Genomic DNA, 26,323 nt, shown 5'->3' with positions numbered 1-26,323 from the left:
TCGGCTGGGGCCTCAGGGGTCGTGCCCGGGTGTGGGCAGGGGTTGCGGGAGTCCCGGCTCGGCTTCCGGTGGGGCTGCAGGTGGTCGGCCCGGCCGTCGGCCGGGGGCCCAGGGATCGTGCCCGGGCGTCGGCAGGGGGTGCGTCAGCCCCGGCTCGGCTTCCGGCGGGGCTGCAGGTGGTCGGCCCGGCCGTCGGCCTGGGGCCCAGGGATCGTGCCCGGGTGTGGGCAGGGGGTGCGCGAGCCCCGGCCCGGCCTGCGGCGGGGCTGCACGAGGCCCAGCCCGGCAGTCGGCAGGAGCCCTAGGAACCCAGCCCCGCCGTCGGCAGTCCCGTGGGGAGCTTGCCGCCCTCCGCCTTGGTGTACGTCTCGGCGCCGAGGCCGCCCTCCCAGGTGACCTTCAGGGTGGTCCCGTCGACGGAGTCGACCGTGCCCTTCGCCCGGTCCTCGGTCCCGTCGGCGCACGTCAGGCTGATCGAGGAGCTCCCGCCCCGCTCCCGCGCGCTGCCGCTGCACACCGTGCCGCCCGTGGCGAAGAGGGCCGCCTCCTCGCCGTTGATCATCAGGGCCACGGCCTTGCCCCCGGCCGTGGTGAGCCAGCTGCCCTCCAGCTCGCCCGCCGGGGCCCCGCTCGCTCCGGAACCTCCGGTGCCGCCACCGGAGTCGGCGGTCGCCGTGGCGGACGGGGTGGGGCTCGCCGAGTCGTCCGGGTCCCCGGAGCCGTCCCCTCCGCACGCCGTCAGCACGAGCGCGCCGGCCAGGCCCACGGCCGCGGCGGCCACCCGCGCGCGCCGGGAGCGGGGCCCGCGCGACCCGCGCGGTGCCGACGCATACGCCCCCGCACCCTCCGCGCCCCTCGCGCCCACCGAACTCGCCGAAGCGTCCGAAGCCTCCGAAGTCACTGCAAGCCCCCTAGCTGTGGCCGGCCACGTCGGCCGGACGACCGCAGTCAGCTAACAGGAACCGCCCACCGCCCGGCCAGCCCTCCGTGACGCACCTCGCACCCTCCGCGGCCCAACCCCACCAGAACGGCACACGAGGGAACACAAAAGCCCCCACGCGCGTCTCTAAGGGGGCGGGGCTTCGGTAAAGCGTCCGTCAAAGCGGGCACAGCACGACCGCCGGCGCTGTAATCGCAGGAACACCGCGCGTGCACGTGCATCTGCCCATGCATCTGCACTTGAACAAAGCTATGATCCGGGTCAGTTGACCACTGCATCAATGGCCACACCAGCCAGTGCACCAGCGGGGAGCGACCTGTGGACCACGACGTGTACGACGGTGACGTGTACGACGGTGCCGACGCGCCCGGCGTGTACAACGGCATGGCGGCCACCGGGCTGGACGGTGTGGCCTGGCAGAAGAGCCGGCACAGCAACTCGCAGGGGTCCTGCGTGGAATTCGCCCGGCTGCCCGGCGGAGAGGTCGCCGTGCGCAACTCACGCTTCCCCGACGGCCCCGCGCTCGTCTACACCCGCGCGGAGATCGAGGCGATGCTGCTGGGCGTGAAGGACGGCGAGTTCGACCACCTGGTCGTCGGCTGAGGCCTCCCGGGCGGGGCGCCCGAGCCCGGGGACGGACTGTCCGCGCCCTCGTGTGTGCAGGAAGGGGCCAGGGGTGCCCCCGAAGCGGTGACGCGTGTGGACCCGTGACGCGCCAACAGGGCGCGGTCCGTCACACGCGGCCGGGACCCGTCCGGTCGGCGGGGCGCGGAAGCCGGAACAGCGCCCAGACCACCTTGCCGCTGAGCGCGCCCGCCAGCGGGTGCCAGCCCCAGCCGTCGCTGAAGGAGCCGACCAGGAACAGCCCGCGGCCGGACTCGGCGGAGAAGTCGTCGGAGTCGCGGGCGACCGGGCTGTCGTCGCTGGGGTCGCGCACCGCGCACACCAGCCGCTCGCTCCACCGCAGCAGATGCAGCCGGACCGGCGGGTCCTGCGGCGTCATCCTCGGCGCACCGGCGGGCAGCGCGTGGCGCAGGGCGTTGGTGACCAGCTCGGAGACCACCAGGCACACGTCGTCGAAACGGTCGCTCAGATCCCACTGGTCGAGGGTCGCGCGGGTGAACTGCCGTGCCTCGCGGACCGCTTCGTAGCGGGCGGGGAGGGCGCAGGAGGCGGCGTCGGAGGCGGCCGCGAGGTTCAGCGGCGGAAGGCCCTGCCGTAACGGCTCGAGCATGGTCGATCCATTCGTCCCCATGCGAGGCACTCCCGGGAATTCGCGGTCGTAGCGAGCGGCGGTGGTGCGGGGACCATGGTTTCGGATGCGTACAGCAGATGCAAGGGCAGATGCACGTGCAGCTGACCGAATTCGACCTGCCCGTACTGGTTTGTTGGCCAATTTTTCCGTCATCTTCCCGTCCCCTCCTGGCTGCTCTCTTGCCTCCTGTTGCTCCGCCCCTGCCCGTTCCGTGCTGCTTCCTGAGCGGAATCCTCGGCTCGATTCCGTTTGTGTAACCGCGCGAGTACTGCTCGAAGTGTTTTAGTGGCAGACTGCGGGCCCTGAAGACGTTGGGGAGGCTGGCGAACGTGAGCGCGGGAGAGCCGGGATCGGTGGTGCGGCGCATGCTGCTCGGATCACAACTCAGGCGACTGCGTGAGGCGCGGGGGATCACGCGCGAGGCGGCGGGCTATTCGATCCGCGCCTCCGAATCGAAGATCAGCCGGATGGAGTTGGGCCGGGTGAGCTTCAAGACCAGGGACGTGGAGGATCTGCTCACGCTGTACGGCATCACGGACGAGCAGGAGCGCACCTCGCTGATCGCCCTCGCCAGGGAGGCCAATGTCGCGGGCTGGTGGCACAGTTACTCGGACGTGCTGCCCAGCTGGTTCCCGACCTACGTGGGCCTGGAGGGCGCGGCCTCGCTGCTGCGCGCGTACGAGGTGCAGTTCGTGCACGGTCTGCTGCAGACGGAGGAGTACGCCCGCGCGGTGGTGCGGCGCGGCATGAAGAGCGCGAGCGACGCCGATGTCGAGCGGCGGGTGGCGCTGCGTCTGGAGCGGCAGAAGTACCTGGTCGCCAACAACGCCCCCGAGTTCCACGTCATCCTCGACGAGGCCGCCCTGCGCCGGCCGTACGGCGACCGCGCGGTGATGCGCGGGCAGCTCCAGCACCTCATCGACGTCTCCGAGCGGCCCAATGTCCGGCTGCAGGTCGTGCCGTTCAGCCTCGGCGGCCACTCCGGCGAGTCGGGTTCCTTCACCATCCTCAGCTTCCCCGAGTCCGACCTGTCGGACGTCGTGTACATGGAGCAGCTGACCAGCGCGCTGTACCTCGACAAGGCCGAGGACGTGGCGCAGTACGAGAAGGCGCTCAAGGAGCTCCAGCACGACAGCCCGGGGCCGTCGGAGAGCCGGGACCTTCTCCGGGGACTGCTGCAACTCTCCTGAGGACGCCTCCAACTCGTTTGAAACACAAGTACGATGACGTGCGGTCAGACCGTGCAGTCGGTCAGTGTTCTGCTGATGCAGCAAGGGATCGAGGGGGATCACATGTCGTCGTACTTCACCGACCTGGCTCAGCAGTACATCGACGGTGAGTGGCGCCAGGGGACGGGCTCCTGGGACATCATCGACTTCAACCCGTACGACGACGAGAAGCTCGCGTCGATCAGGATCGCCACGGTCGACGAGGTCGATCAGGCGTACCGGGCGGCCGCCCGCGCGCAGAAGGAGTGGGCGGCGACCAATCCGTACGCCCGCCGCGCGGTGTTCGAGAAGGCGCTGAGGCTGGTCGAGGAGCGCGAGGAGGAGATCGCCGAGGCGATCGTCGCCGAGCTCGGCGGTACGCGGTTGAAGGCGGCCTTCGAACTGCACCTCGCCAAGGAGTTCCTGCGCGAGGCGGTGCACCTGGCGCTGCGTCCCGAGGGCCGGATCATCCCCTCGCCGGTGGACGGCAAGGAGAACCGCGTCTACCGCGTGCCCGTCGGCGTCGTGGGTGTGATCAGCCCCTTCAACTTCCCGTTCCTGCTGTCGCTCAAGTCGGTCGCCCCCGCGCTCGCGCTCGGCAACGGCGTGGTGCTCAAGCCGCACCAGAACACGCCGATCGTCGGCGGCGCCCTGGTCGCGAAGATCTTCGAGGACGCCGGCCTGCCCGGCGGTCTGCTGAACGTGCTCATCACCGACATCGCGGAGATCGGCGACGCCTTCCTGGAGCACCCGGTCCCGAAGGTCATCTCCTTCACCGGCTCGGACCAGGTCGGCCGCCACGTGGCGACCGTCTGCGCCTCCCTCTTCAAGCGCTCGGTGCTCGAACTCGGCGGCAACAGTGCCCTGGTGGTCCTCGACGACGCCGACCTCGACTACGCCGTGGACGCGGCCGTGTTCAGCCGGTACGTCCACCAGGGCCAGGTCTGCATGGCCGCCAACCGCGTCCTGGTGGACCGCGCGGTGGCCGACGAGTTCACCGAGAAGTTCGCCGCCAAGGTCAGGTCCCTCAAGGCCGGTGACCCGCGCGATCCGGAGACCGTCATCGGCCCGGTGATCAACTCCCGGCAGGCGGACGCCCTGACCGGTGTCGTCGAGCAGGCGCTCGCCGAGGGCGGCACCGCCCTGGTGCGGGGCGCGCGCAGGGGCAACCTGGTCGAGCCGTCCGTCATCACCGGCCTGCCCGCGGACTCGGCCCTGCTGCGGCAGGAGGTCTTCGGGCCCGTCGCCTTCCTCGTCCCGTTCGACGGCGAGGAGGAGGCCGTACGCATCGTCAACGACACCCCGTACGGGCTCAGCGGTGCCGTGCACACCGGTGACATCGAGCGGGGCGTGAACTTCGCCAAGCAGATCGACACCGGGATGTTCCACGTGAACGACGGCACCGTGCACGACGAGCCGATCGTCCCCTTCGGCGGCGAGAAGCACTCGGGTATCGGCCGGCTCAACGGCGACACCATGCTGGACGCCTTCACCACGGTGAAGTGGATCTCGGTCCAGCACGGCCGCAGCGGCTTCCCGTTCTGAGCGCGGGCAGGGCAGCCCCCGGGGCCGTTCCCGGGGGTCCTACGCTGGGCACATGTCAGTGATCCGTCTCCTCGTGCTCGGCGCGGTGCGCCAGCACGGGCGGGCCCACGGCTACCAGGTGCGCAACGACCTGGAGTACTGGGGCGCGCACGAGTGGTCCAACGCCAAGCCCGGCTCGATCTACCACGCGCTGAAGCAGATGGCCAAACAGGGGCTGCTGCACGCGCACGAGGTCGCCCCGTCCACGGCCGGCGGCCCGCCGCGCACCGAGTACGAGATCACCGAGCAGGGCACCGAGGAGTACCTCCGGCTGCTGCGTGAGGCGCTGACCTCCTACGACCAGAAGCCGGACGTGCTCTCGGCCGGGCTCGGCCTCATGGTCGACCTCGACCGTGCCGAGGCCCTCGCCCTCCTGGAGCAGCGGATGCGTTCCATCGGGGAGTGGCGCAGGGCCGTCACCGAGTACTACACGCCCGAGGACGGGCCCGGGCAGCTGGGCCACATCGGCGAGATCATGGACTTCTGGGTCCACTCGGCGGACACCGGTGCCGAGTGGACACGCGGTCTCATCGAGCGGATCCGGGGCGGCGCCTACACCTTCGCGGGGGAGGGCGAGCCGTTCGTCGGCGTTCTGGCCGACGGCGAGGAGAACCCGTACGCCACGCGGGAGCGGCATCCCGGGGACGTCCGCTAATCAAGTTTGACCAGAAGCGGGGCGGGTATTACCCTCGGGCAGGTAGTCAACTTTGACTAGCGAGGGAGTCCCAGTGGCCGACGCGGCGATCACCGTCGAGGAAGCACGCAAGACATACGGCGGAAGCGGCGGCAGGAGCGGCAGACCCGCACTGGACGGGCTCGACCTCACGGTCGCGCGCGGCACGGTGCACGCGGTGCTCGGGCCGAACGGCGCGGGCAAGACCACCCTGGTGAGGATCCTGGCCACCCTGCTGCGCCCAGACACGGGCCGCGTCGAGGTGGCGGGACACGACGTCGTGCGCGAGGCGTACGCGGTGCGGCCGCGCATCGGCCTGCTCGGCCAGCACGCGGCGCTCGACGAGGAACTCGGCGGCCGGCAGAACCTGGAGCTGTTCGGCCGCCTGCACCACCTGGGCGCGCGGCGCGCCCGCGCGCGTGCCGGTGAACTGCTGGAGCGCTTCGAGCTCACCGGCACCGGCCGCAAGGCGGTGAAGCGGTACAGCGGCGGCATGCGGCGCCGGCTGGACCTCGCCGCCTCCCTGATCACCGAACCGGAGGTGCTCTTCCTGGACGAACCGACCACCGGCCTCGATCCGCGCGGCCGCGCGGAGGTGTGGGACTCCGTCCGCTCCCTGGTCGGCGGCGGCACGACGGTCCTGCTGACCACCCAGTACCTGGAGGAGGCCGACCAGCTCGCCGACCGCATCTCGGTGGTGGACGCCGGCCGCGTCATCGCCGACGGCACGGCGGACGAGCTCAAGGCGGCCACCGGCGGCGACCGCATCGACGTCGTCCTGCGCGACGCCGGGCACCTGGGCGCGGCCGTCGCCCTGCTGCCCGTGCCGAAGGACGCGGTCACCGTGGACACCGACCGGCGGCTGCTGAGCGCCCCGGTCACCGACCGCATGGCGGCCCTGGCCGGGGTCGTCCGCGCGCTGGAGGACGCGGGCATCGAGGCCGAGGACATCGCCCTGCGCAGACCCACGCTCGACGAGGTGTTCCTGCACCTGACCGGGCACGACGACCGAGTGAAGGAGGCCGCGTGACCACCTACGCGCTGACCGACTCCTGGACCATGACCCGCCGCGAACTCGCCCGCTGGGGGCGGCAGCCGGTCGCGGTCGTCGTGAACCTCGTCTTCCCGGTGATGCTCCTGCTGATGTTCGGCTACCTGGTCGGCGGCGGCCGGGGCGTGAGCGGCGAGTACCTGGACTTCCTGGTGCCCGGCATGCTCGCGCTCACGATGGCCTTCGGCCTGGAGGGCACGATGGTCGCCGTCACCCAGGACCTCAACAAGGGCGTCATCGACCGCTTCCGCTCCATGCCCATGGCCAACGGCGCGGTGCTGGTCGGCCGGTCCGCCGCCGACATGCTCCAGTCCGCGCTCGGCCTCGCGGTGCTGCTCGCCGTCGCCGCCGCGCTCGGCTGGCGCGCGAACGGCGGCCCGGCGGGCTTCCTGGGCGCCGTGGGACTGCTCCTGCTGTTCCGGTTCGCGATGCTGTGGATCGGCATCCACCTCGCGCTGGTGGCAGGGAAGCCGGAGCTCGTCCAGGCCGTGCAGATCCTGGTCTGGCCGGTCGGCTTCCTGTCCAACGCCTTCGCCGCGCCCGAGTCCATGCCCGACTGGCTGGGCACGGTCGTCCAGTGGAACCCCATGTCCCAGACCGCCACGGCCGTCCGCGACCTCTTCGGCAGCCCCGGCGGGGAACCGGGGCACGTGTGGGCCGCCGTCCTGTGGCCCCTGGCGCTGCTCGCGGTGTTCTTCCCGCTGGCGGTGCGCCGGTTCGCGCGGCTCAGCCGGTAGCCGGGGTCAGTGGTGGAAGCCGGTGGCGGCGTTCCTGTCACGGGTGAGGGGACGCTGCTGCCGGCGCAGGTCCGGCAGCAGCCGGGCCAGGTCGTCGGCGAACATGTCCGCGAGGTCCTCCGAGAAGCCGTTGCGGCACACCACCCGCAGCACCGAGAGGTCCTCGCGGTTCGCCGGGAAGGTGTACGCGGGCACCAGCCAGCCGCTCTCCCGCATCCGCCGGGACACGTCGAAGACGTCGTACGCCGTCACCTCCGGCGCGGTCGTGAACGCGAACACCGGGAGCTGGTCGCCCCGGGTGAGCAGCCGGAAGTCGCCGAGGGCCTCGATCCGTTCCGCCAGCCGCCCCGCCACGTCCCGCGCGGCCCGCTGCACCGCGCGGTAGCCGTCCCGGCCCAGCCGCAGGAACGTGTAGTACTGCGCCACGACCTGCGCGCCCGGCCGGGAGAAGTTCAGCGCGAAGGTCGGCATGTCGCCGCCCAGGTAGTTCACCCGGAAGACCAGCTCCTCCGGCAGCGCGTCCGCGTCCCGCCACAGCGCCCAGCCGACGCCCGGGTAGACCAGCCCGTACTTGTGCCCGGAGGTGTTGATCGACGCCACGCGCGGCAGGCGGAAGTCCCACACCAGGTCCTCGTCGAGGAAGGGCGCGATCATCCCGCCGGACGCCCCGTCGACATGCACGGGGACGTCCAGGCCGGTGCGCTCCTGGAGTTCGTCGAGCGCCGCGCACAGGTCGGCGACCGGCTCGTACGACCCGTCGAAGGTGGAGCCCAGAACGCCCACGACCCCGATGGTGTTCTCGTCGCAGAGCCCGGCGGCGGCGCGCGGGTCGAGGTGGAACCGTTCGCCCTCCATGGGCACCTGACGGGCCTCCACCTCCCAGAAGGTGCAGAACTTGTCCCAGCAGACCTGGACGTTGACGCCCATGACGAGGTTGGGCCGGGCGTCCCGCGACGGGTAGCGGCCGGCGTTGCGGCGCATCCAGCGCCGCTTCATCGCCATCCCGGCGAGCATGCAGGCCTCGCTCGAACCGGTGGTCGAACAGCCCACGGCCACCGAGGGATCGGGCGCGTGCCACAGGTCGGCGAGCATCGCCACACAGCGCCGCTCCAACTCGGCCGTCCGCGGGTACTCGTCCTTGTCGATCATGTTCTTGTCCCGGCACTCCGCCATCAGGATCCCGGCCTGGGGCTCCATCCAGGTGGTGACGAAGGTGGCCAGGTTCAGCCGCGCGTTGCCGTCCAGCATCAGCTCGTCGTGGACGAGCTGATACGCCGTCGACGGCGCCATGGGCGCGGTGGGCATCCGGTGCCTGGGCGGCGCCTCGGTCATGTCGCCGACCGGGTTCGCCGGCCCCAGGAAGGGGTTGACGGACACGGGGCGCTCGTCGTGCTGCGGGCCTTCGTGGAGCGGCATGGATGTCTCCTGGTCTCGGGTCGGCAGCAGGGCGAGCGCCGCGGTCGCCGGAACGGCAGGGGGCTGCGCGCTGTCCTGGGCCACGCACACACGATAAAGGGATGAGACGGACAAATCGGGAACCTGCTTGCACCTCACGCGACGTGAGGACCCAGGCTGGGGCGCGGAAACCGGAAGGGAGCGGAAGTGAGCTACTCCGTGGGACAGGTGGCCGGCTTCGCCGGCGTCACGGTGCGCACCCTGCACCACTACGACGGCATCGGCCTGCTCGTGCCCAGCGGGCGCAGCCACGCGGGGCACCGGCGCTACAGCGACGCCGACCTCGACCGGCTGCAGCAGATCCTGTTCTACCGCGAGCTCGGCTTCCCGCTCGAGGAGGTCGCCGCCCTGCTGGACGACCCGGACGCGGACCCGCGCGCGCATCTGCGCCGCCAGCACGCTCTGCTGACCGCCCGGATCGAGAAGCTGCAGAAGATGGCGGCGGCCGTGGAACACGCGATGGAGGCACGCACGATGGGGATCAATCTGACGCCGGAGGAGAAGTTCGAGGTGTTCGGGGACTTCGACCCCGACCAGTACGAGGAAGAGGTCCAGGAACGCTGGGGCGGCACCGACGCCTACCGCCAGTCGCAGCAGCGGGCGGCCTCCTACAGCAAGGAGGACTGGCAGCGGATCCAGGGCGAGGCCGACGCGCTCACCCGGCGGTTCGTCGGGTTGATGGAGGCGGGGGAGCCGGCGGACTCCGAGGCGGCGATGGACGCCGCCGAGGCCCACCGTCAGGGGATCTCCCGCAACCACTACGACTGCGGACACGAGATGCACGCCTGCCTGGGCGAGATGTACGTCAACGATGAACGTTTCACGCGAAACATCGACCAGGCGAAGCCCGGTCTCGCCGCCTACATGCGGGACGCGATCGTCGCGAACGCCGCGCGGCACACCTCCTGAGCGTCGTGGCCCGGCTCACTTCCGGGCCACGACCAGCGGTGATCCCCCACGGCGCCGGCTCTCGGCTTTCTCCGCGGCGGGGGACAGGGCATCCTGGGTACCCCCGCGGAACCTGGGCCTCAACGGCTGCGTTCATAATTTGGGCAGCCAGCCCAGCCCTTACCCCCCAGTGCAGGAGCCACATCCCCGTGACCACGCTTGCGCTCGGCCCTGAGTGGCTGAGCCCGGACTACCTGATCGAGACCTTCAGCCTTCCCGGCATCCTGCTGATCGTCTTCGCGGAATCCGGACTCTTCGCATTCCTGCCCGGTGACTCCCTGCTCTTCACGGCGGGTCTCTTCGTGGCCGAGGGCAACTACATCAGCCAGCCGCTGTGGCTGGTGTGCACGCTGATCGTGCTGGCCGCCGTCATCGGGGACCAAGTCGGTTACATGATCGGCAAGTTCTTCGGGCCCAGGATCTTCAACCGCCCCAACTCCAAGCTCTTCAAACAGGAGAACCTGGAGAAGGCCCACGAGTTCATGGAGAAGTACGGCCCCAAGGCGATCGTCCTGGCCCGCTTCGTCCCGATCGTGCGCACCTTCGCCCCCATCACGGCCGGCGCGGGCCGCATGAAGTACCGCACGTTCCTCACGTACAACATCATCGGCGGCGTCGCCTGGGGCTGCGGTGTCACCGTCGCCGGGTACTGGCTCGGCCAGATCGAACTCATCAAGACCAACATCGAGCCGATCCTCATCCTGATCGTCCTGCTCTCCGTGGTGCCGATCATCATCGAGTACCTGCGCGAGCGCGGGAAGAAGAAGCGCGCCGCCGCCGAGGCCCCGGCCGCCGCCCCGCAGCACCCCCACACCCCGGTGATGGACGACGCCACCACCCAGCTGCGCCGCATCACCCCGGCCACCCCGCCGCCGCCCCAGCAGCACTACGGCAACCAGGGCTACCCCCAGCAGGGCTACCCGCAGCAGCCCCAGCAGCCCCAGCAGCCCTACGGCGACGAGCAGTACTACAACCAGAACCAGCAGCAGCCCTACAACCGCGGCTACTGAACGGGCGCGAGGAGCGCCGGACAGCGCACCGGGCTAGAAGCCCCGCGTCCGCTTCGCCGCCCGGCGCTTTTCGCGGGAGCCGATCCGCAGGAACATACGGGAGATCTCCGATCCGAGGTTCACCCCGATCGCGATGGCCATGGCCAGTGCCACGGCCTTCGTGAGGAACGTCAGCCCCGACTCGACCTCGTTCTGGGCGATGCCCAGCAGGCCGAAGTACGTGGCCGAACCGGGCAGCAGCGGGCCGATCGCCGCCGTGGTGTACGGCAGCGCGGACGCGAACCGGTACCGGGCCAGCAACTGCCCGAACAGGCCGACCACACCGGCCGCCACGGCGGTGGACGCCACCGGCGAGATGCCGCCCGTGTAGTGCATCGCGCCGAACACCACCCAGGCGACCCCGCCGTTCAGGGTCACCATCAGCACGGTGGACCGCTCCTGCTGGAGCAGTACGGCGAAGGCGAGCGACAGGGCCAGTGAGGCGGCGATCTGCAGCAGCGGCCGCGGATCGCCGCCGAGCGCCGCGTCCGGGTTCAGCTTGGCGCCCAGCTGCACGCCGAAGTACAGCACCGTGAGCACCCCGGCCACGATGCCCACGAAGAAGTACAGGACCTCCAGCAGGCGCGCGGAGGCCGTGATGTAGAAGCCGGTCAGGCCGTCCTGCACGCCCGCCACCAGCGCCCGTCCGGGCAGCAGGGCGAACAGCCCACCCGTGATCACCGCCGACGCCTTCACGTCCGCGTGCGCCAGCGTCAGCGCCACCCCGATCGCGGCAGGCGGCATCGCCGCCGCCGTGAACTGGTAGAACTCCGGCAGCCCCCGGCCCGCGCACAGCCAGGCCAGCCGGTCGCCGAGCATCGCGCCGATCGCGGCCGACACGAACACCAGGACACCACCGCCCACGAGCACCGAGGCGGCCCCCGCGAGCAGCCCGCTCGCCGCGGTCAGCACCCAGCCGGAGTACGGGTGCCGGTTGCGGCGGATCTCCGCCAGCCGCCGGTACGCCTCCTCCAGGGAGACGTGCGTCTCGCTGTCGCTGAGGTCGTCCACCAGCTGGTAGACGGCCGCCAGCCGGGTGTAGTCCGGGCTGCGGCGGCGCACCGTGCGGGAGGCGGTCACCGGGTCGTCGACCAGGGACGGCTGGTAGGAGATCGCCAGCAGGGTGAAGGTGACGTTGGGCTCGCAGCGGTCCAGGCCGTAGGAGCGGCACACGGCGAACATCGCCGCCTCCACGTCCTCGGCGCCCTCACCGCCCGCCAGCAGCAGCTCCCCGATACGCAGGGTCAGGTCGAGCACGCGCGGCACGGCCGGCCCCGACTCGTCGTGCCGCTGCACCGGCTCCGGCGCCGGCCGCTCGGTCACCGGCATCCGCAGCATCGTGCGCATCCGGTCCTGCCACGGCACGTCCCGGGTCAGGCTGACGATCGGTACTCCGGTCGGCGGGGTGAACGCCGGCGGCTGCTTCGCGCTGTACGTACGGGGCGGGTTGAACGCCGACCCCTCGGACTCGGCCGGGTGTGCGGGCGCCACGTCCAGACCGTCCGGCAGCGCGAACTCCGAGGTCGTCTCGGACTCCGTACCGGTCCTCGGGACGGCGAGCCCCCGGGGGACGGCGAACTCCGACGTCGTCGACGACTCGGGTTCGGCCGTCGTCGCGACACCGGCGGGAGGCTGGAAAGCGCTCCTCGCCTCGTCCGACTGCGGCTTGCGGTCCTCCGCGTCCGTCACGTGCCCTTCGCTCCCTGTACGACAAGATCGTTCCTTAGCCTGCCCCGTTCTGCCTCAGTATGCGCACGCACAGCAGAACGGGCCGCACGCGCTCGTGCGGCCCGTTCTGCGTCTCGCGGCGGGGGGACGGTTCAGTGGCCGCCCGTCTCCTCGAAACGCTTGTAGGACCGCTCGATCTCGGCCTCGGCGTCCACCCGGCCCACCCAGTTGGCGCCCTCGACCGACTTGCCCGGCTCCAGGTCCTTGTAGACCTCGAAGAAGTGCTGGATCTCCAGGCGGTCGAACTCCGACACGTGGTGGATGTCGCGCAGGTGCTCGACGCGCGGGTCCGTCGACGGGACGCACAGCAGCTTGTCGTCGCCGCCCGCCTCGTCCGTCATGCGGAACATGCCGATCGCGCGGCAGCGGATCAGGCAGCCCGGGAACGTCGGCTCGTCCAGGATGACCAGCGCGTCCAGCGGGTCGCCGTCCTCGCCGAGGGTGTTCTCGACGAAGCCGTAGTCGGTCGGGTAGGCGGTCGAGGTGAAGAGCCGACGGTCCAGGCGGATCCGACCCGTCTCGTGGTCCACCTCGTACTTGTTCCGCGAACCCTTCGGGATCTCGATCGTGACGTCGAACTCCACGGACGCTCCTCCATGATCAGCACATAGTTCTGGTGGTTAAGTGTCCCTCACGCAGGTGTGTGATCGCGAAAGGGGCTGGTGGTCGTGCCAGAGCTGAGGCCTTGGCGGGCCGCGAGACCGCACGTCGTGCGGGTCGCGGACGCCGTACGGCCGCGTCTCGCCCGGGCCGCGGGGACCGTACGACCACGTCTGGCGCGCGTCGCCGCGGCCGTCGGGCCACGGTTCGCGCGGCCGGACGGGCCGGGATCACCGCGGGTCCCGCGGGTCACGCGGCCGAAGACCTGGCAGTTCACCGCGACCGCCGCCACCGCCGGTCTGGCGCTGGCCGCGGGTGTGGTGACCGCCGCCGGTCCCTGGGACTCCTCGGGTCAGCGTACGGCCGAGCGGGACCGGGCCGTGGCTCTGGAAGCCTCGCGTGGCACAGATCACGGCGGCGCCCGCGCCCGCGCCGGTACGCCGCCCCGTGGACCGCAGGCCGCCCCTCCGGCCGCCTCCGTGCTCACCGGTCTCGGCGGCACCGCCACCGCCGTGCGCACGGCGCCCGCCGCCAAGACCCTCGCCGGCCTCCTCGACCCGCTGCTGAGGACCCCGGCGCTCGGCCGGCGCTCCGCCGCCGTGGTCGACGTGGCCACCGGGGAGCGGCTGTACGGCACCGGGTCGGCGGACGCGCTGATCCCCGCCTCGACCACGAAGATCGCCACCGCGGTCGCCGCGCTCTCCGCGATGGGCGCCGACCACCGCCTCACCACCCGCGCGGTGTACGAACCCGACACCAAGGAGGTCGTCCTCGTCGGCGGCGGCGACCCCACGCTCACCGCCCGCAAGGAGGCCCGGGGGCTCGCCAGTCTGCGCGAGCTCGCCGAGCGGAGCGCGGCCGCCCTGGCCAAGCGCGGTGTGCGCGAGGTGACGCTGTCGTACGACACGACCCTCTACAAGGGCGGCGCGTCGCACCCGATCGGGGTCAATCCCAACCTCGCCGCCGTCACCCCCCTGATGGTCGACGAGGCCCGCACCGACGACTCCACCAGCGGACCCGCCCCGCGGGTCGCGGACCCCGCGGCCGACGCCGCGCGGAAGTTCGGCGACCTCCTGAAGGGACACGGCATCAAGGCCACGCCCCCCGGCCCGTCGAAGTCCACCACCCGGGCCACCACCCTCGCCACGGTCTCCTCGCCCCCGCTCGCCGCCCTCGTCGAACGGATGATGACCAACAGCGACAACGACATCGCCGAGGCCCTCGCCCGGCACACCGCCCTCGCCACCGGCAGGCCCGCCGACTTCGCCGGCGGCGGCGCGGCGATCACCGCCCGTCTGAAGCAGCTCGGTCTCCCGGGCGCCGGCATCGACGTCAAGGACGGCAGCGGCCTCGACCGGCGCGACAGGCTCACCGCCGACGCCCTCACCGCCCTGCTGGTCAAGGCCGGCGACCCCGCCCACCCCGAGCTGCGCCCCGCCCTCACCGGCCTGCCCGTCGCCGGCTTCACCGGCACCCTCGCCGGCCGCTACACCGACGGCGCGGCCGGCGTCGTACGCGCCAAGACCGGAACGCTCACCGGGGTGAACACCCTGGCGGGCACCGTCGTCGACAAGGACGGGCGGCTGCTGGCCTTCGCCTTCCTGGCGAACAGCACCACGGGCCCGGCGGCCGCCCAGTCCGCCCTGGACAAGGCGGTCACCGCGCTGGCCGCCTGCGGCTGCCGGTGACCGTCATCGGAAGGGGCGCGGGGCCGTGCCGATGTGCGGCTCCGCCGCGCGGGCGCGAACGGGGTCCGGGGGCGGAGCCCCCGGTCATCCCCGGCATCTCGTCGCCCTGCCCCGAGCCGGGGCACTCACGTACGGTTGACGCATGACGAGCATCGGTGGTGCTGCTTCTTCCGGGATGGTCGACTGGAATCTCGCGGTCGCGACAGCGACCCGGCTCACGCGGCCGGGCCCCGACGTGAGCCGTGACGAGGCCCGGGCCGTCGTCGCGGAACTGCGCCGGCACGCGAAGGCCTCGGAGGAACACGTCCGCGGCTTCACTCGTCTGGGCACCGAGGAGACCCACGACACCCCCCTCCTCGTCGTCGACCGCCCCGGCTGGGTCCGGGCCAACGTCGCCGGCTTCCGCGAACTGCTCAAGCCGCTCCTCGACAAGATGCAGGAACGCCGCGGCAGCAGCCCCGGCAACGCGGTCCTCGGCGCCGTCGGCGGCAAGGTCACCGGTGTGGAACTGGGGGTGCTGCTGTCCTTCCTCGCCTCCCGCGTCCTCGGCCAGTACGAGACCTTCGCCCCCGCCGCCCCCGACCTCCCGGCCGGAGCGGGCGGCGGCGGCCGGCTGCTGCTCGTCGCCCCCAACATCGTCCACGTGGAGCGCGAACTCGACGTCGAGCCGCACGACTTCCGTCTGTGGGTGACCCTCCACGAGGAGACCCACCGCACCCAGTTCACCGCCGTGCCCTGGCTGCGGGACCACCTGGAGGGCGAGATCCAGTCGTTCCTGGGGGAGACCGACGTCGATCCCATGACCGTCCTGGAGCGCGTCCGCGAGGCGGCCCAGTCGCTCGCCGGCGGCCGTCCCGAGGGCGAGGAGGGCGACGAGGGGCGCTCCCTCGTCGAGATCGTGCAGACGCCCGCGCAGCGCGAGATCCTCGGCCGTCTCACCGCCGTGATGTCCCTGCTGGAAGGGCACGCCGACTTCGTGATGGACGGCGTCGGACCCCAGGTCGTGCCGAGCGTCGCCGAGATCCGCGAGAAGTTCCAGCAGCGCCGGGCCAAGGGTGCCTCCCGCCTCGACATGGCCCTGCGCAAGCTGCTCGGCCTGGACGCCAAGCTGCGGCAGTACCGCGACGGCGAGCGCTTCGTGCGCGCGGTCGTCGAGGAGGTGGGCATGGACGGCTTCAACCGCGTGTGGACCTCGCCCAACACGCTCCCCACCAAGGCGGAGATCGCCAAACCGGCGGACTGGATCACTCGGGTGCACCGCAAACCGGAAGCGTGAGCCCCGCGCCCCTGCCGTGCGAAGGATCCGGCCGTCGGCAGACGGACGCCCCTTCAATCACCCGTCCGAGGGACCGTGGGCCCTGGGCAGGCGTGCAATGCTCGGGGAACGGCCCGGTTCTGTCACCATCTAGACACTCTGAGTGACCGAACCTCGGGCTTGCCCCCGGAAACTTCATGAAGGGAACCGGACATGGGTCCCCATCCAGCGGTCGCGGCGATACGCCTGGCGGTCCGCCGCGTCCTGACCGACATCCTCGACGATCACGGCCGAGCCCCCGGCCGGCCCCCGCACGAGCGGTCCTCCTCCCCGCTCGTGCTCGTGGCCTGCTCCGGTGGCGCCGACTCCATGGCGCTCGCCTCCGCCCTCGCCTTCGAAGCCCCCCGGCTCGGCGTCAGCGCCGGCGGTGTCACCGTCGACCACGGACTCCAGGCCGGCTCCGACCTGCGCGCCGCCGAAGTCGTCGTACGCCTGCGCGAACTCGGCCTGGACCCCGTCGAGTCCGTCGCCGTCACCGTCGGCAGGGAGGGCGGGCCCGAGGCGGCCGCCCGGGACGCCCGCTACGCCGCCCTGGACACCACCGCCGAACGGCACGGCGCCGCCGCCGTCCTGCTCGGCCACACCCGCGACGACCAGGCCGAAACCGTCCTGCTCGGCCTCGCCCGCGGCTCCGGCATCCGCTCCCTGTCCGGAATGGCCGCGGTCTCGGGGGCCGACGGCCGTTACCGGCGGCCCTTCCTCCAGCTCGACCGGCAGACCGCCCGCACGGCCTGCATGGCGCAGTCCCTCCCCGTCTGGGACGACCCGCACAACGCCGACCCCGCCTACACCCGCTCCCGGATCCGCCACGAGGGCCTGCCCGCCCTGGAGAAGGCCCTCGGCAAGGGCGTCGTCGAGGCCCTCGCCCGTACGGCCCAGCTCTCCCGCGACGACGCCGACGCCCTGGACGCGTGGGCCGGCCGGGCCGAGGCCGGCGTCCGTGACGCCGACGGCCGTCTCGAGTGCGCCGCGCTGCACGCCCTGCCGCCCGCCGTGCGCCGCCGTGTGCTGCGCCGTGCCGCCATCGAGGCCGGTTCCCCGGCCGGTTCGCTGTTCGCCCGCCACATCGAGGAGGTCGACCGGCTGATCACCGGCTGGCGCGGCCAGGGGGCCATCAATCTCCCCGGCCGGGTCGTCGCCCGCCGGCAGGGTGGCAGACTGGTGATTCGGCAGGGCTGAATCCGGACCCCACCGACCCGTACGAGTCGCGGGGCGGACCGGACCGGCCGGTGGGACGACCGAAAGTGATGCGGGTGGACGCGAAAGACATGGGTGCCGACCTCGAGAAGGTGCTCATCACCAAGGAAGAGATCGACGCCAAGCTGGTGGAGCTGGCCGCGAAGATCGACGCGGAGTACGCGGGCAAGGACCTGCTGATCGTCGGTGTGCTCAAGGGCGCGGTGATGGTGATGGCCGACCTCGCCCGGGCGCTGTCCACCCCCGTCACGATGGACTGGATGGCCGTGTCGTCGTACGGGGCGGGCACCCAGTCCTCCGGTGTGGTGCGGATCCTCAAGGACCTCGACACCGACATCAAGGGACGGCACGTCCTGATCGTCGAGGACATCATCGACTCAGGGCTGACCCTGTCCTGGCTGATCTCCAACCTCGGCTCGCGCGAGCCCGCCTCCCTCAAGGTGTGCACGCTGCTGCGCAAGCCCGAGGCCGCCAAGGTCGCCATCGACGTGGAATGGGTCGGGTTCGACATTCCCAACGAGTTCGTGGTCGGGTACGGCCTGGACTACGCCGAGAAGTACCGCAATCTCCCGTTCGTCGGTACGCTCGCCCCCCACGTCTACGGCGGCTGAACCCGGGGGCCCGGCCCGCCGTACGGTGATCGGGAACCCCGGCGGGCTCCGCGGCGTTGGAGCAGGCGTGGACGCGAATGCCGGCTGTCCCCCGCAGCTTCGGGGGACAATGCTGGGGTACCGTCCGAAGAACAGCCTTTATCAAACTCACTATGGCAGGAGGGACGGGGCGGCACCGCTCCGTATGGATGGACGTGAAGCGATACTTCCGTGGGCCGGTCATGTGGATCGTGCTGGCCGTCCTTGCCGTGGTCGTGTTGATGCAGGTCGTCGGCTCGTCCGGCGGCTACAAGACGGTGGACACGGGCCAGGTCGTCCAGGCGATCAATGAGAACAAGGTCGAACAGGCCAAGCTGACCACCGGCGATGAGCAGACCATCAAGGTCCAGCTCAAGGACGGCCAGAAGGTCGAGGGCAGCTCGAAGATCCAGGCGAGCTACATCGGCGACCAGGGCGTCACCATCGCCAGCACGCTGCAGGACAAGTTCCAGAACGAGCAGATCCCGGACGGCTACACGGTCTCGCCGTCCAAGCAGAACCCGTTCGTGAGCATTCTGCTGTCGCTGCTGCCGTTCGTCCTCATCGTGGTCGTCTTCCTGTTCCTGATGAATCAGATGCAGGGCGGCGGCTCCCGCGTCATGAACTTCGGCAAGTCGAAGGCGAAGCTCATCACCAAGGACACCCCGAAGACGACGTTCGCCGACGTCGCGGGCTCCGAGGAGGCCGTCGAGGAGCTCCACGAGATCAAGGAGTTCCTGCAGGAGCCGGCGAAGTTCCAGGCCGTCGGCGCCAAGATCCCCAAGGGCGTGCTGCTGTACGGCCCGCCCGGTACGGGCAAGACCCTGCTCGCGCGTGCCGTCGCGGGCGAGGCCGGTGTGCCGTTCTACTCGATCTCGGGTTCCGACTTCGTCGAGATGTTCGTCGGTGTCGGTGCCTCCCGGGTCCGTGACCTGTTCGAGCAGGCCAAGGCCAACGCTCCCGCGATCGTCTTCGTCGACGAGATCGACGCGGTCGGCCGCCACCGCGGCGCCGGCCTCGGCGGCGGTCACGACGAGCGCGAGCAGACCCTGAACCAGCTCCTCGTCGAGATGGACGGCTTCGACGTCAAGGGCGGCGTGATCCTCATCGCCGCGACGAACCGGCCCGACATCCTCGACCCGGCCCTTCTGCGGCCCGGCCGCTTCGACCGCCAGATCGCGGTCGACCGTCCGGACATGCAGGGCCGGCTGGAGATCCTCAAGGTCCACCAGAAGGGCAAGCCGGTCGCCCCGGACGTCGACCTGTCGGCCGTCGCCCGCCGCACCCCCGGCATGACCGGTGCGGACCTGGCCAACGTGCTGAACGAGGCGGCGCTGCTGACCGCGCGCAGCGATCAGAAGCTGATCGACAACCACATGCTGGACGAGGCGATCGACCGTGTGGTGGCGGGCCCGCAGAAGCGGACCCGGATCATGTCGGACAAGGAGAAGAAGATCACCGCGTACCACGAGGGCGGTCACGCCCTGGTCGCGGCGGCCTCACCGAACTCCGACCCGGTCCACAAGATCACCATCCTGTCGAGAGGCCGTGCCCTCGGCTACACCATGGTCCTGCCGGACGAGGACAAGTACTCCACCACGCGCAACGAGATGCTGGACCAGCTTGCCTACATGCTGGGCGGCCGCGCGGCGGAGGAGCTCGTCTTCCACGACCCGACCACCGGTGCCGCCAACGACATCGAGAAGGCCACCGGTCTGGCCCGCGCGATGGTCACGCAGTACGGCATGACCGAGCGGCTCGGCGCGATCAAGTTCGGCGGTGACAACACCGAGCCGTTCCTCGGCCGTGAGATGGCTCACCAGCGGGACTACTCGGAAGAGGTCGCCGCGCTGGTCGACGAAGAGGTCAAGAAGCTCATCGAGACCGCGCACAACGAGGCGTGGGAGATCCTGGTCGAGAACCGCGACGTCCTCGACAACCTGGTCCTGGCCCTCCTGGAGCGGGAGACGCTGGGCAAGGAGGAGATCGCCGAGATCTTCGCGTCGATCGTCAAGCGCCCGCCCAGGCCCGCCTGGACCGGCTCCTCGCGCCGTACGCCGTCCACCCGCCCGCCGGTCCTCTCCCCCAAGGAGCTGGCCCTGACGAACGGGGCGAACGGCGCGACGCCGGCCATCACCACCGCCAAGAGCACCGCGGCGGAGCCCGCCCCGGCGCCCGAGCGGACCCCGGAGGAGCGCCCCGAGGCCTGACCCGAGGCTCACGGCGCCCCACCGGGCCCGGAATGGATGCCGCGCCCCCCTGGTTCTAGCCTGGGGGGCGCGGCATTTTGCTCACCCGCAGTTGAGACGCGTGCCCCTCACGCGTGAAGGCACAGGAACGAGGCACCTCATGACCGACCCCGTGACGCTGGACGGCATAGCCCCCGTCGGCGAGTTCGACGAGAAGCGGGCGCGGAACGCCGTGCGCGAACTGCTGATCGCGGTCGGCGAGGACCCGGACCGGGAGGGGCTGCTGGAGACCCCGGCGCGGGTGGCGCGGGCGTACCGGGAGATCTTCGCGGGGCTGTGGCAGAAGCCCGAGGACGTGCTGACGACGACGTTCGACATCGGCCACGACGAGCTGGTGCTGGTCAAGGACATCGAGGTGTACTCGACCTGTGAGCACCACCTGGTGCCGTTCCGGGGCGTGGCGCACGTCGGGTACATCCCGGCCACCAGCGGCAAGATCACGGGACTGTCCAAGCTGGCCCGGCTCGTGGACGTCTACGCCCGTCGCCCGCAGGTGCAGGAACGACTCACCACGCAGATCGCGGACTCCCTGATGGAGATCCTGGAGCCGCGCGGAGTGATCGTGGTCGTGGAGTGCGAGCACATGTGCATGTCCATGCGCGGCATCCGCAAGCCCGGCGCCAAGACCCTCACCTCGGCCGTGCGGGGTCAGCTGCGCGACGCCGCTACGCGCAACGAGGCGATGAGCCTCATCATGGCCCGCTGACGCGGGCCCGCCTCACGCCGCGGGAGCCGTGCCCGTGCCGTTGCCCTCGTCGTCCTCCGGGAGCTTGCAGACGCGCTCCAGGAAGATGGCCGCCGCTATGACGCCGATGCCCGCCAGGACCGAGAAGCCGGCGTAGATGGCCTGGTCGCGGCGGGCGGGAATGTCCAGGGACTCCAGCAGGAAGACGCCCGCGCCGCCGTACATGCCGGCGACCAGGGCCGCGACGAGGGCGCTGGCCTGCCCGAACACCACCGCGCGGGCCGCCATCAGCGGGTCGACCCCCTTGGCGTCCGGCTGCCGCTCGCGCTGGGCCTTGAGACGGGCGCGCAGGGAGAGCGCGGTGGCCGCGAGGACCACCGCGATCAGGGCGAGGACGATGGGCGCGGCCACGGGCACGCTCGGCAGGGTCCCCACGGAGTTCCAGAGACGGGCGCCGGCCCAGGACAGGATCCCGGCCACGACGAAGACGCCGGCCAGCACCCTGATGCGCAGCTCTTTCACGGTGTCCCTTCGCGTTCCCCGGACCGGTGCCCCGGCAAGTGGTCGTCTCGACCTTAACGGCTATTCGGGCAGCCGGAGTTCCAGGTCCGCGCGGGGCGTGACGCCCTCCCGGGTGACCGCGCCGAGGAGATCGGCGACCGGGCCGCGGCCGGGGAGCTCCGCGTCGGGGTCGACGTCGTGCCAGGGGGCGAGCACGAAGGCGCGCTCGTGGGCCCGAGGGTGCGGGAGCGTGAGCCGGGGGTCGTCGGAGTGGAGATCCGCGTAGGCGACGATGTCCACGTCCAGGGTGCGCGGGCCCCAGCGCTCGTCCCGGACCCGGTGGAAGGCCTCCTCGACCGCGTGCGCCCGCTCCAGCAGGGAGGACGGGGGCAGGGTGGTCCTGAGCACCGCGACCGCGTTGAAGTACGAGGGCTGGCTGCCGGGTTCGACGCCCCACGGCTCCGTCTCGTACACGGGGGAGACGGCCTTGACCCGGATCCCCGGGGTGTCCTCCAGGGCGTCGACGGCCCCCTGGAGGGTCTCCAGGCGGTTGCCCAGGTTGGCGCCGAGGGAGACCACGGCCCGCTTCGGGTTCTGCAGGGTGGTGTCGGCGGCGTCGACCCGCTCGACCACGGAGGCGGGGACGGGCTGGACGGTCGGGTCGGTGTGGCCCGTGGTGGACGGCCTGGTCATACGCGGCTCCGGGTGATGGTGACGGTCACGTCGTCGAAGGGCACGGTGATCGGCGCGTCGGGCTTGTGGACGCACACCTCGACCTCCCGCACCACGTCGTGCTTCAGACAGACCTGGGCGATGTGCTCGGCGAGCGTCTCGATGAGGTTGACGGGCTCGCCCTGGACGACGGCCACGACCTCCTCGGCCACGATGCCGTAGTGCACCGTCTTCGTCAGGTCGTCGTCGGCCGCGGCCGGCCTGGTGTCCAGGCCGAGGACGAGGTCCACGATGAAGGTCTGGCCCTCCTCGCGTTCCTTCGGGAACACACCGTGGTGCCCGCGGGCCCTCAGGCCGCGCAGCGCGACACGATCCACGCGAATCACTCCTGCAGTCGTCGGTCCGGCCGGGCGGTGCCCTGTGCTCGGGCACACCGGCCTGCTCTCGAATCTACCCGCGGCCACCGACCGGACCGGTGCCCCGGGGTGTCACCGCGCGCCGGTGCCCGGAGGCTTCACCCTCCGTTTGCCCCGGGGAGGGCGGGAGCTCACCGGCCGGCGCCCCCGCCGCCGTGAAACCGGCCACGCCGGCAGGGCGACGTGCGGGGCCGGGGACTCAGCCGGGGGTGTCGCCGTCCTCGGTCTCGTCCTCCTCGGCGAGGACCGGGGAGGCGTGGTGCGACCAGAGCTTCCAGCCGGCCGGGGTGCGCCGGTACACGTTGGTGGCGACGACGAGCTGGCCGACCAGCGGCCCGAGCTCCTCACCGGCCTTCGGGGCGGGGCCGCCGCTGAGGATGTTCTCGGTGCAGGTCACCACCGCGGTGTCGCCGGTGACGGAGACGTGCACGTCGGTGAGGAAGAACTGGATGTAGTCGGTGTTCGCCATGATCAGCGCGTACGACCTCAGGACCTCGCCGCGTCCGGTGAGCACCGGCCAGCCGGGGTGCACGCACGAGACCACGCCGGTGTCCGCGGGGTCGTGGTAGGTCTCGTCGACGCCGAGGTCGGCCGGGGTGAGCCAGAGCGACGCGACCTCCTCGAAGTCGCCCCTCTCCAGTGCCTCGTAGAAGGCGGTGTTGGCGGCCTCGACCTGCTCGACATCGGTGTGGGGTGCGGTCACCGGGCTCCTTCTGCGCCGTGCGCGCCGGGTTCGGAGGGGGTGGAGTGCGCCGTGCGCGCCCGTTCTATCGCCCGGGTGACCCGTACGGCGTCGGCGGTCGCGCGGACCTCGTGCACGCGGACGGCCCAGGCGCCGGCCTGCGCGGCGAGGGCGGAGACGGCGGCGGTGGCCGCGTCCCGCTCCCGGGCGGGCGGGGGCGGGGCGTCCGGGCCGGCCAGGACGCGGCCGAGGAACCGTTTGCGGGAGGCGGCGACGAGCACGGGGTGGCCGAGGCCCAGGAGGCGGTCGAGGCGGGCGAGCAGGGCCAGGTCGTGGCCGGCGTCCTTGGAGAAGCCGAGGCCGGGGTCGACGATCACGCGGTCGGGGGCGATGCCGCCCTCCAGCACGGCCTCCACGCGCGCGTGCAGTTCGCCGACGACCTCGGTGACCACGTCGGCGTACACGCCCTTGACGTTGCCGCCCTCCAGGAAGCCGCGCCAGTGCATGACGACGAACGGGGCTCCGGCGGCGGCCACGACGGGGATCATGGCGGGGTCGGCGAGGCCGCCGCTCACGTCGTTGACGAGGGCGGCGCCGGCCTCGAGGGACCGTTCGGCGACGGAGGCGCGCATGGTGTCGACGGACATCGTGACGCCCTCGGAGGCGAGGCCGCGCACCACGGGGATGACGCGCTTGAGCTCCTCGGCCTCGTCGACGCGGGTGGCGCCGGGCCGGGTCGACTCGCCGCCGACGTCGACCAGGTCGGCGCCCTGGGCGACCAGGTCGAGGCCGTGCTTGACGGCGGTCGTCGTGTCGAACCAGCGGCCGCCGTCGGAGAAGGAGTCGGGGGTGACGTTCACGACTCCCATGACCGCGCAGCGGTCCCAGTGAGGAAGGCCCGCGACCTCGCGGCGTCCGCTGTGGTTGCTCATATCTTCAGCGTAGGCCCAGGGCACGACCGGGGTGTGCCCCGGCCCGGGCGGGGGCGGCGCGTTCACGACGGTCTTCCCCGGGGCCCGCGGCGGTCCGGGCGGGGGTGTGTCACGCGGCGCGGGCGGTGCTCTCCGCCCGCGCGGGGGCGGCTTCCGCCGTCGTCCGGTGGGCGCAGGGGCGCGGGGCGGTGGACCGGCGGCGCAGGAACCGGGGCAGGGGCGGGACGGGATTGAGGAAACCCTCCGCCTGCATTGCGGCGAAACCGATGCGCGGCAGATCGGCCGGTGCGCGATAGACCACGAAACGCGGTTCCCAGCGCGGACGGAACTTGGCGTTGAACTTGTACAGCGATTCGATCTGGAACCAGCGGGAGAGAAAGACCAGCAGCCCGCGCCAGGCCCGCAGCACCGGTCCCGCGCCGAGCTTCTCGCCGCGGGCCAGCGCCGAGCGGAACATGGCGAAGTTGAGCGAGACCCGCTCGATGCCGAACCGCGGGGCGGCCTGGAGCGCGGCCACGATCAGCAGCTCGTTCATCCCCGGGTCGGCCGCGCGGTCACGGCGCATCAGGTCAAGGGAGACACCGTCCGCGCCCCACGGGACGAAGTGCAGGACCGCCTTGAGGTCGCCGTGCCCGGCGGCCCGGGCGTCGGCCTTGTGCGCCGTGGCGACGAGGCAGTCGCCGTCGGCGGGGTCGCCGACGCGGCCCAGCGCCATGGAGAAGCCGCGTTCGGTGTCGGTGCCCCGCCAGTCGTCGGCGGCGCGGCGGATCCGGTCCAGCTCGGCCCCGCCGAGGTCACGGACACGTCGTACCCGGGTCTCGTAACCGGCCCGCTCGATGCGCGTGACCATCTGGCGCACGTTGCGCATCGCGCGGCCGGCGAGCGAGAAATCCGCGACGTCCACCACCGCCTCGTCACCGAGTTCCAGCGCGTCGAGCCCGGTCTCGCGGGTCCACACCTCGCCGCCGGTCTCCGAGCAGCCCATGACGGCGGGGGTCCAGGAGTGGGCCCGCGCCTCGTCCATGAAGCGCTCGATGGCGCCCGGCCAGGCCTCGACGTCGCCGATCGGGTCGCCGCTGGCGAGCATCACCCCGCTGACCACGCGGTAGGTCACCGCGGCCTTGCCGCTGGGGGAGAAGACGACGGCCTTGTCGCGGCGCAGCGCGAAGTGGCCGAGGGAGTCCCGGGCGCCGTGCCGGGCGAGCAGGGCGCGCAGCCGCGCCTCGTCGTCCTCGGTGAGCCGCGCGGCCGGGTGTTCGGGGCGGAGGGCCAGGTAGATCGTGGTGACGGCGGTGAGCAGGCCGAGCGCGCCGAGGGAGAAGGCGACCGTCCAGGAGGTGTCGCCCCGGTAGTCGACCGGGCCCTCGAAGCCGAACAGGCCGTACAGCACGTGGGTGAGCCGGTCGGCCAGGCTCGGGTCGTCGACCAGCGGGCCGGGGTGGGCGCTGACGACGACCAGGCCGAGGAGCAGCGAACCGGCGCCCATCAGGACGAAGTTGGCCAGCGCCCGCCATCTGCTGCGGGGGTCGGGCAGCGCGGTGAACTGGTCGCGGTGGCGCAGCAGGGGCGCGAGCAGCGCGAGGGTGAGCAGGACGCCCAGGACGGAGTGGCGGTAGGTGAACTGGGCGACCGCGCCGGCCGGCAGCAGGGCGACGGCGGCTCGCCAGGCCCGGCGCTTGCCCCGCTTGAGTCCGTGCGCGAGCAGCAGCAACAGCACCCCGGCGCTGAGCGAGAGGGCGGCCGCGAACGGGCCGAGCGCGCCGGGCAGCACCTCGGCGACGGCGTGCATACGGCTGTGCCGGAAGCGGGGGAAGACGCCCGCGGCGATGTCCAGGAGGCCCACCACGGCGCAGGCGCGCCCGGCGAGGACGGGGACCGCCTCGGGCCGTGGTCCGCGCAGCAGGCGGCGCACGCCCCGTACGGTTCCGGCGTCCCGCGGTCCGCCCGTGGGTCGTTGTCCGCCTGTGGGTCGTTGTCCGCCCGTGGGTCTCGGCACCCCGCCCGACATTTCCTCACCTGTCCTGACAGACATCGCGTCCCGTAGCTCCGCGAGAGACCGTGGATCCGGTGCCGATTCGGGCATCCGGCGACATTGCGCCCTCTAGGACGACGTCCTCGGGGGAGAGGTT

General features: G+C 71.8%; 25 protein-coding genes. 14 read left to right on the top strand and 11 right to left on the bottom strand.

The window, feature by feature from the left end:
• Positions 1-301: 301 nt before the first annotated feature.
• A complete protein-coding gene (locus F1615_RS33210; protein WP_149552752.1) occupies positions 302-781 on the bottom strand; it encodes a hypothetical protein in 480 nt (159 codons plus the stop codon).
• A 477-nt stretch (positions 782-1,258) separates the two neighbouring features.
• On the opposite strand from F1615_RS33210, the gene F1615_RS33205 reads away from it, so the two are divergent.
• Positions 1,259-1,543: a DUF397 domain-containing protein gene (locus F1615_RS33205; protein ID WP_149552751.1), complete on the top strand. Its 285-nt coding sequence runs from the start codon at positions 1,259-1,261 to the stop codon at positions 1,541-1,543.
• 130 nt (positions 1,544-1,673) lie between these two features.
• Here F1615_RS33205 and F1615_RS33200 read toward each other — a convergent pair whose 3' ends face one another.
• On the bottom strand, positions 1,674-2,174 hold the full coding sequence (locus tag F1615_RS33200; RefSeq protein ID WP_149552750.1) for an ATP-binding protein: 501 nt from the start codon (positions 2,172-2,174) through the stop codon (positions 1,674-1,676).
• 386 nt (positions 2,175-2,560) lie between these two features.
• Between F1615_RS33200 and F1615_RS33195 the strand changes: the two genes are divergently transcribed.
• The 5 genes from F1615_RS33195 (at position 2,561) to F1615_RS33175 (ending at position 7,448) form a co-directional block, all read left to right on the top strand.
• Positions 2,561-3,385, top strand: a complete 825-nt coding sequence (locus tag F1615_RS33195; RefSeq protein WP_149552760.1) for a helix-turn-helix domain-containing protein — start codon at positions 2,561-2,563, stop codon at positions 3,383-3,385.
• Between the two features lie 102 nt (positions 3,386-3,487).
• A complete protein-coding gene (locus F1615_RS33190; RefSeq protein ID WP_149552759.1) occupies positions 3,488-4,948 on the top strand; it encodes an aldehyde dehydrogenase family protein in 1,461 nt (486 codons plus the stop codon).
• 52 nt (positions 4,949-5,000) lie between these two features.
• Positions 5,001-5,642: a PadR family transcriptional regulator gene (locus tag F1615_RS33185; protein ID WP_149552749.1), complete on the top strand. Its 642-nt coding sequence runs from the start codon at positions 5,001-5,003 to the stop codon at positions 5,640-5,642.
• Between the two features lie 73 nt (positions 5,643-5,715).
• Positions 5,716-6,690 carry an ATP-binding cassette domain-containing protein gene (locus tag F1615_RS33180; protein ID WP_167533929.1) on the top strand — a complete coding sequence of 325 codons (975 nt, stop codon included), beginning with the start codon at positions 5,716-5,718 and terminating at the stop codon, positions 6,688-6,690.
• Positions 6,687-7,448, top strand: coding sequence for an ABC transporter permease (locus F1615_RS33175; protein WP_167533928.1), 762 nt, complete (start codon positions 6,687-6,689; stop codon positions 7,446-7,448). The genes F1615_RS33180 and F1615_RS33175 overlap by 4 nt, the downstream gene beginning before the upstream one ends.
• Positions 7,449-7,454: 6 nt before the next feature.
• Here the strand turns inward: F1615_RS33175 and F1615_RS33170 are convergent, their stop codons facing one another.
• Positions 7,455-8,864, bottom strand: a complete 1,410-nt coding sequence (locus F1615_RS33170) for a glutamate decarboxylase (protein ID WP_149552757.1) — start codon at positions 8,862-8,864, stop codon at positions 7,455-7,457.
• Between the two features lie 186 nt (positions 8,865-9,050).
• Here F1615_RS33170 and F1615_RS33165 point away from each other — a divergent pair, with 186 nt between their 5' ends.
• Together F1615_RS33165 and F1615_RS33160 are read left to right on the top strand one after the other, a co-directional pair.
• The gene (locus F1615_RS33165; protein ID WP_149552747.1) at positions 9,051-9,812 is read left to right on the top strand and encodes a MerR family transcriptional regulator; all 762 of its coding nucleotides are present in this window, start codon (positions 9,051-9,053) and stop codon (positions 9,810-9,812) included.
• 188 nt (positions 9,813-10,000) lie between these two features.
• On the top strand, positions 10,001-10,861 hold the full coding sequence (locus F1615_RS33160; RefSeq protein ID WP_149552746.1) for a DedA family protein: 861 nt from the start codon (positions 10,001-10,003) through the stop codon (positions 10,859-10,861).
• A gap of 33 nt (positions 10,862-10,894) precedes the next feature.
• On the opposite strand, the gene F1615_RS33155 is transcribed toward F1615_RS33160, so the two are convergent.
• Together F1615_RS33155 and F1615_RS33150 are read right to left on the bottom strand one after the other, a co-directional pair.
• Entirely contained in the window at positions 10,895-12,589 is a 1,695-nt protein-coding gene (locus F1615_RS33155; RefSeq protein WP_149552745.1) for a threonine/serine exporter family protein, read from the bottom strand.
• Positions 12,590-12,720: 131 nt separating this feature from the next.
• Entirely contained in the window at positions 12,721-13,212 is a 492-nt protein-coding gene (locus F1615_RS33150) for an inorganic diphosphatase (protein ID WP_037933890.1), read from the bottom strand.
• A gap of 78 nt (positions 13,213-13,290) precedes the next feature.
• Between F1615_RS33150 and dacB the strand changes: the two genes are divergently transcribed.
• The 6 genes from dacB to folE all read left to right on the top strand — a co-directional run bounded on the left by dacB (position 13,291) and on the right by folE (position 21,012).
• Entirely contained in the window at positions 13,291-14,916 is a 1,626-nt protein-coding gene (gene dacB, locus F1615_RS33145; protein ID WP_149552744.1) for a D-alanyl-D-alanine carboxypeptidase/D-alanyl-D-alanine endopeptidase, read from the top strand.
• A gap of 142 nt (positions 14,917-15,058) precedes the next feature.
• Complete coding sequence (locus tag F1615_RS33140) at positions 15,059-16,192, top strand: zinc-dependent metalloprotease (protein WP_149552743.1); 1,134 nt, start codon at positions 15,059-15,061, stop codon at positions 16,190-16,192.
• A 192-nt stretch (positions 16,193-16,384) separates the two neighbouring features.
• Complete coding sequence (gene tilS / locus F1615_RS33135) at positions 16,385-17,410, top strand: tRNA lysidine(34) synthetase TilS (protein ID WP_149552742.1); 1,026 nt, start codon at positions 16,385-16,387, stop codon at positions 17,408-17,410.
• A 68-nt stretch (positions 17,411-17,478) separates the two neighbouring features.
• Positions 17,479-18,039: a hypoxanthine phosphoribosyltransferase gene (gene hpt / locus F1615_RS33130; protein ID WP_037933814.1), complete on the top strand. Its 561-nt coding sequence runs from the start codon at positions 17,479-17,481 to the stop codon at positions 18,037-18,039.
• Positions 18,040-18,227: 188 nt separating this feature from the next.
• Positions 18,228-20,267, top strand: a complete 2,040-nt coding sequence (ftsH, locus tag F1615_RS33125) for an ATP-dependent zinc metalloprotease FtsH (RefSeq protein ID WP_149552741.1) — start codon at positions 18,228-18,230, stop codon at positions 20,265-20,267.
• Positions 20,268-20,406: 139 nt separating this feature from the next.
• A complete protein-coding gene (folE, locus tag F1615_RS33120; RefSeq protein ID WP_149552740.1) occupies positions 20,407-21,012 on the top strand; it encodes a GTP cyclohydrolase I FolE in 606 nt (201 codons plus the stop codon).
• A gap of 12 nt (positions 21,013-21,024) precedes the next feature.
• On the opposite strand, the gene F1615_RS33115 is transcribed toward folE, so the two are convergent.
• The 6 genes from F1615_RS33115 to F1615_RS33090 all read right to left on the bottom strand — a co-directional run bounded on the left by F1615_RS33115 (position 21,025) and on the right by F1615_RS33090 (position 26,202).
• On the bottom strand, positions 21,025-21,513 hold the full coding sequence (locus F1615_RS33115) for a DUF3180 domain-containing protein (RefSeq protein ID WP_149552739.1): 489 nt from the start codon (positions 21,511-21,513) through the stop codon (positions 21,025-21,027).
• Between the two features lie 60 nt (positions 21,514-21,573).
• Positions 21,574-22,185 (bottom strand): 2-amino-4-hydroxy-6-hydroxymethyldihydropteridine diphosphokinase, encoded by a 612-nt coding sequence (gene folK / locus F1615_RS33110; RefSeq protein ID WP_149552738.1) that lies wholly within the window; start codon positions 22,183-22,185, stop codon positions 21,574-21,576.
• Positions 22,182-22,541: a dihydroneopterin aldolase gene (folB, locus tag F1615_RS33105; RefSeq protein WP_149552737.1), complete on the bottom strand. Its 360-nt coding sequence runs from the start codon at positions 22,539-22,541 to the stop codon at positions 22,182-22,184. Before folB ends, folK begins: the two co-directional genes overlap by 4 nt.
• A gap of 238 nt (positions 22,542-22,779) precedes the next feature.
• Positions 22,780-23,283, bottom strand: a complete 504-nt coding sequence (locus F1615_RS33100; protein WP_149552736.1) for a nuclear transport factor 2 family protein — start codon at positions 23,281-23,283, stop codon at positions 22,780-22,782.
• Positions 23,280-24,194, bottom strand: a complete 915-nt coding sequence (folP, locus tag F1615_RS33095) for a dihydropteroate synthase (protein WP_149552735.1) — start codon at positions 24,192-24,194, stop codon at positions 23,280-23,282. Before folP ends, F1615_RS33100 begins: the two co-directional genes overlap by 4 nt.
• Positions 24,195-24,303: 109 nt before the next feature.
• Positions 24,304-26,202 (bottom strand): phosphatidylglycerol lysyltransferase domain-containing protein, encoded by a 1,899-nt coding sequence (locus F1615_RS33090; RefSeq protein WP_149552756.1) that lies wholly within the window; start codon positions 26,200-26,202, stop codon positions 24,304-24,306.
• Between the last annotated feature and the right edge of the window lie 121 nt (positions 26,203-26,323).

The organism is Streptomyces marokkonensis (assembly GCF_008312835.1).
Lineage (GTDB): Bacteria > Actinomycetota > Actinomycetes > Streptomycetales > Streptomycetaceae > Streptomyces > Streptomyces marokkonensis_A.
Note: the sequence above shows the minus strand (reverse complement) of the source record. Positions and strands in the feature narration are given on the sequence as shown.

Coding starts and splice junctions, on each gene's coding strand:
- F1615_RS33170 (WP_149552757.1), bottom strand. CDS start 8,864: ATGCCGCTCCACGAAGGCCCGCAGCACGACGAGCGCCCCGTGTCCGTC.
- F1615_RS33140 (WP_149552743.1), top strand. CDS start 15,059: ATGACGAGCATCGGTGGTGCTGCTTCTTCCGGGATGGTCGACTGGAAT.
- hpt (WP_037933814.1), top strand. CDS start 17,479: ATGCGGGTGGACGCGAAAGACATGGGTGCCGACCTCGAGAAGGTGCTC.
- ftsH (WP_149552741.1), top strand. CDS start 18,228: ATGGACGTGAAGCGATACTTCCGTGGGCCGGTCATGTGGATCGTGCTG.
- tilS (WP_149552742.1), top strand. CDS start 16,385: ATGGGTCCCCATCCAGCGGTCGCGGCGATACGCCTGGCGGTCCGCCGC.
- F1615_RS33195 (WP_149552760.1), top strand. CDS start 2,561: ATGCTGCTCGGATCACAACTCAGGCGACTGCGTGAGGCGCGGGGGATC.
- folP (WP_149552735.1), bottom strand. CDS start 24,194: ATGAGCAACCACAGCGGACGCCGCGAGGTCGCGGGCCTTCCTCACTGG.
- folE (WP_149552740.1), top strand. CDS start 20,407: ATGACCGACCCCGTGACGCTGGACGGCATAGCCCCCGTCGGCGAGTTC.
- F1615_RS33200 (WP_149552750.1), bottom strand. CDS start 2,174: ATGCTCGAGCCGTTACGGCAGGGCCTTCCGCCGCTGAACCTCGCGGCC.
- F1615_RS33090 (WP_149552756.1), bottom strand. CDS start 26,202: ATGTCGGGCGGGGTGCCGAGACCCACGGGCGGACAACGACCCACAGGC.
- folK (WP_149552738.1), bottom strand. CDS start 22,185: ATGACCAGGCCGTCCACCACGGGCCACACCGACCCGACCGTCCAGCCC.
- F1615_RS33185 (WP_149552749.1), top strand. CDS start 5,001: ATGTCAGTGATCCGTCTCCTCGTGCTCGGCGCGGTGCGCCAGCACGGG.
- F1615_RS33190 (WP_149552759.1), top strand. CDS start 3,488: ATGTCGTCGTACTTCACCGACCTGGCTCAGCAGTACATCGACGGTGAG.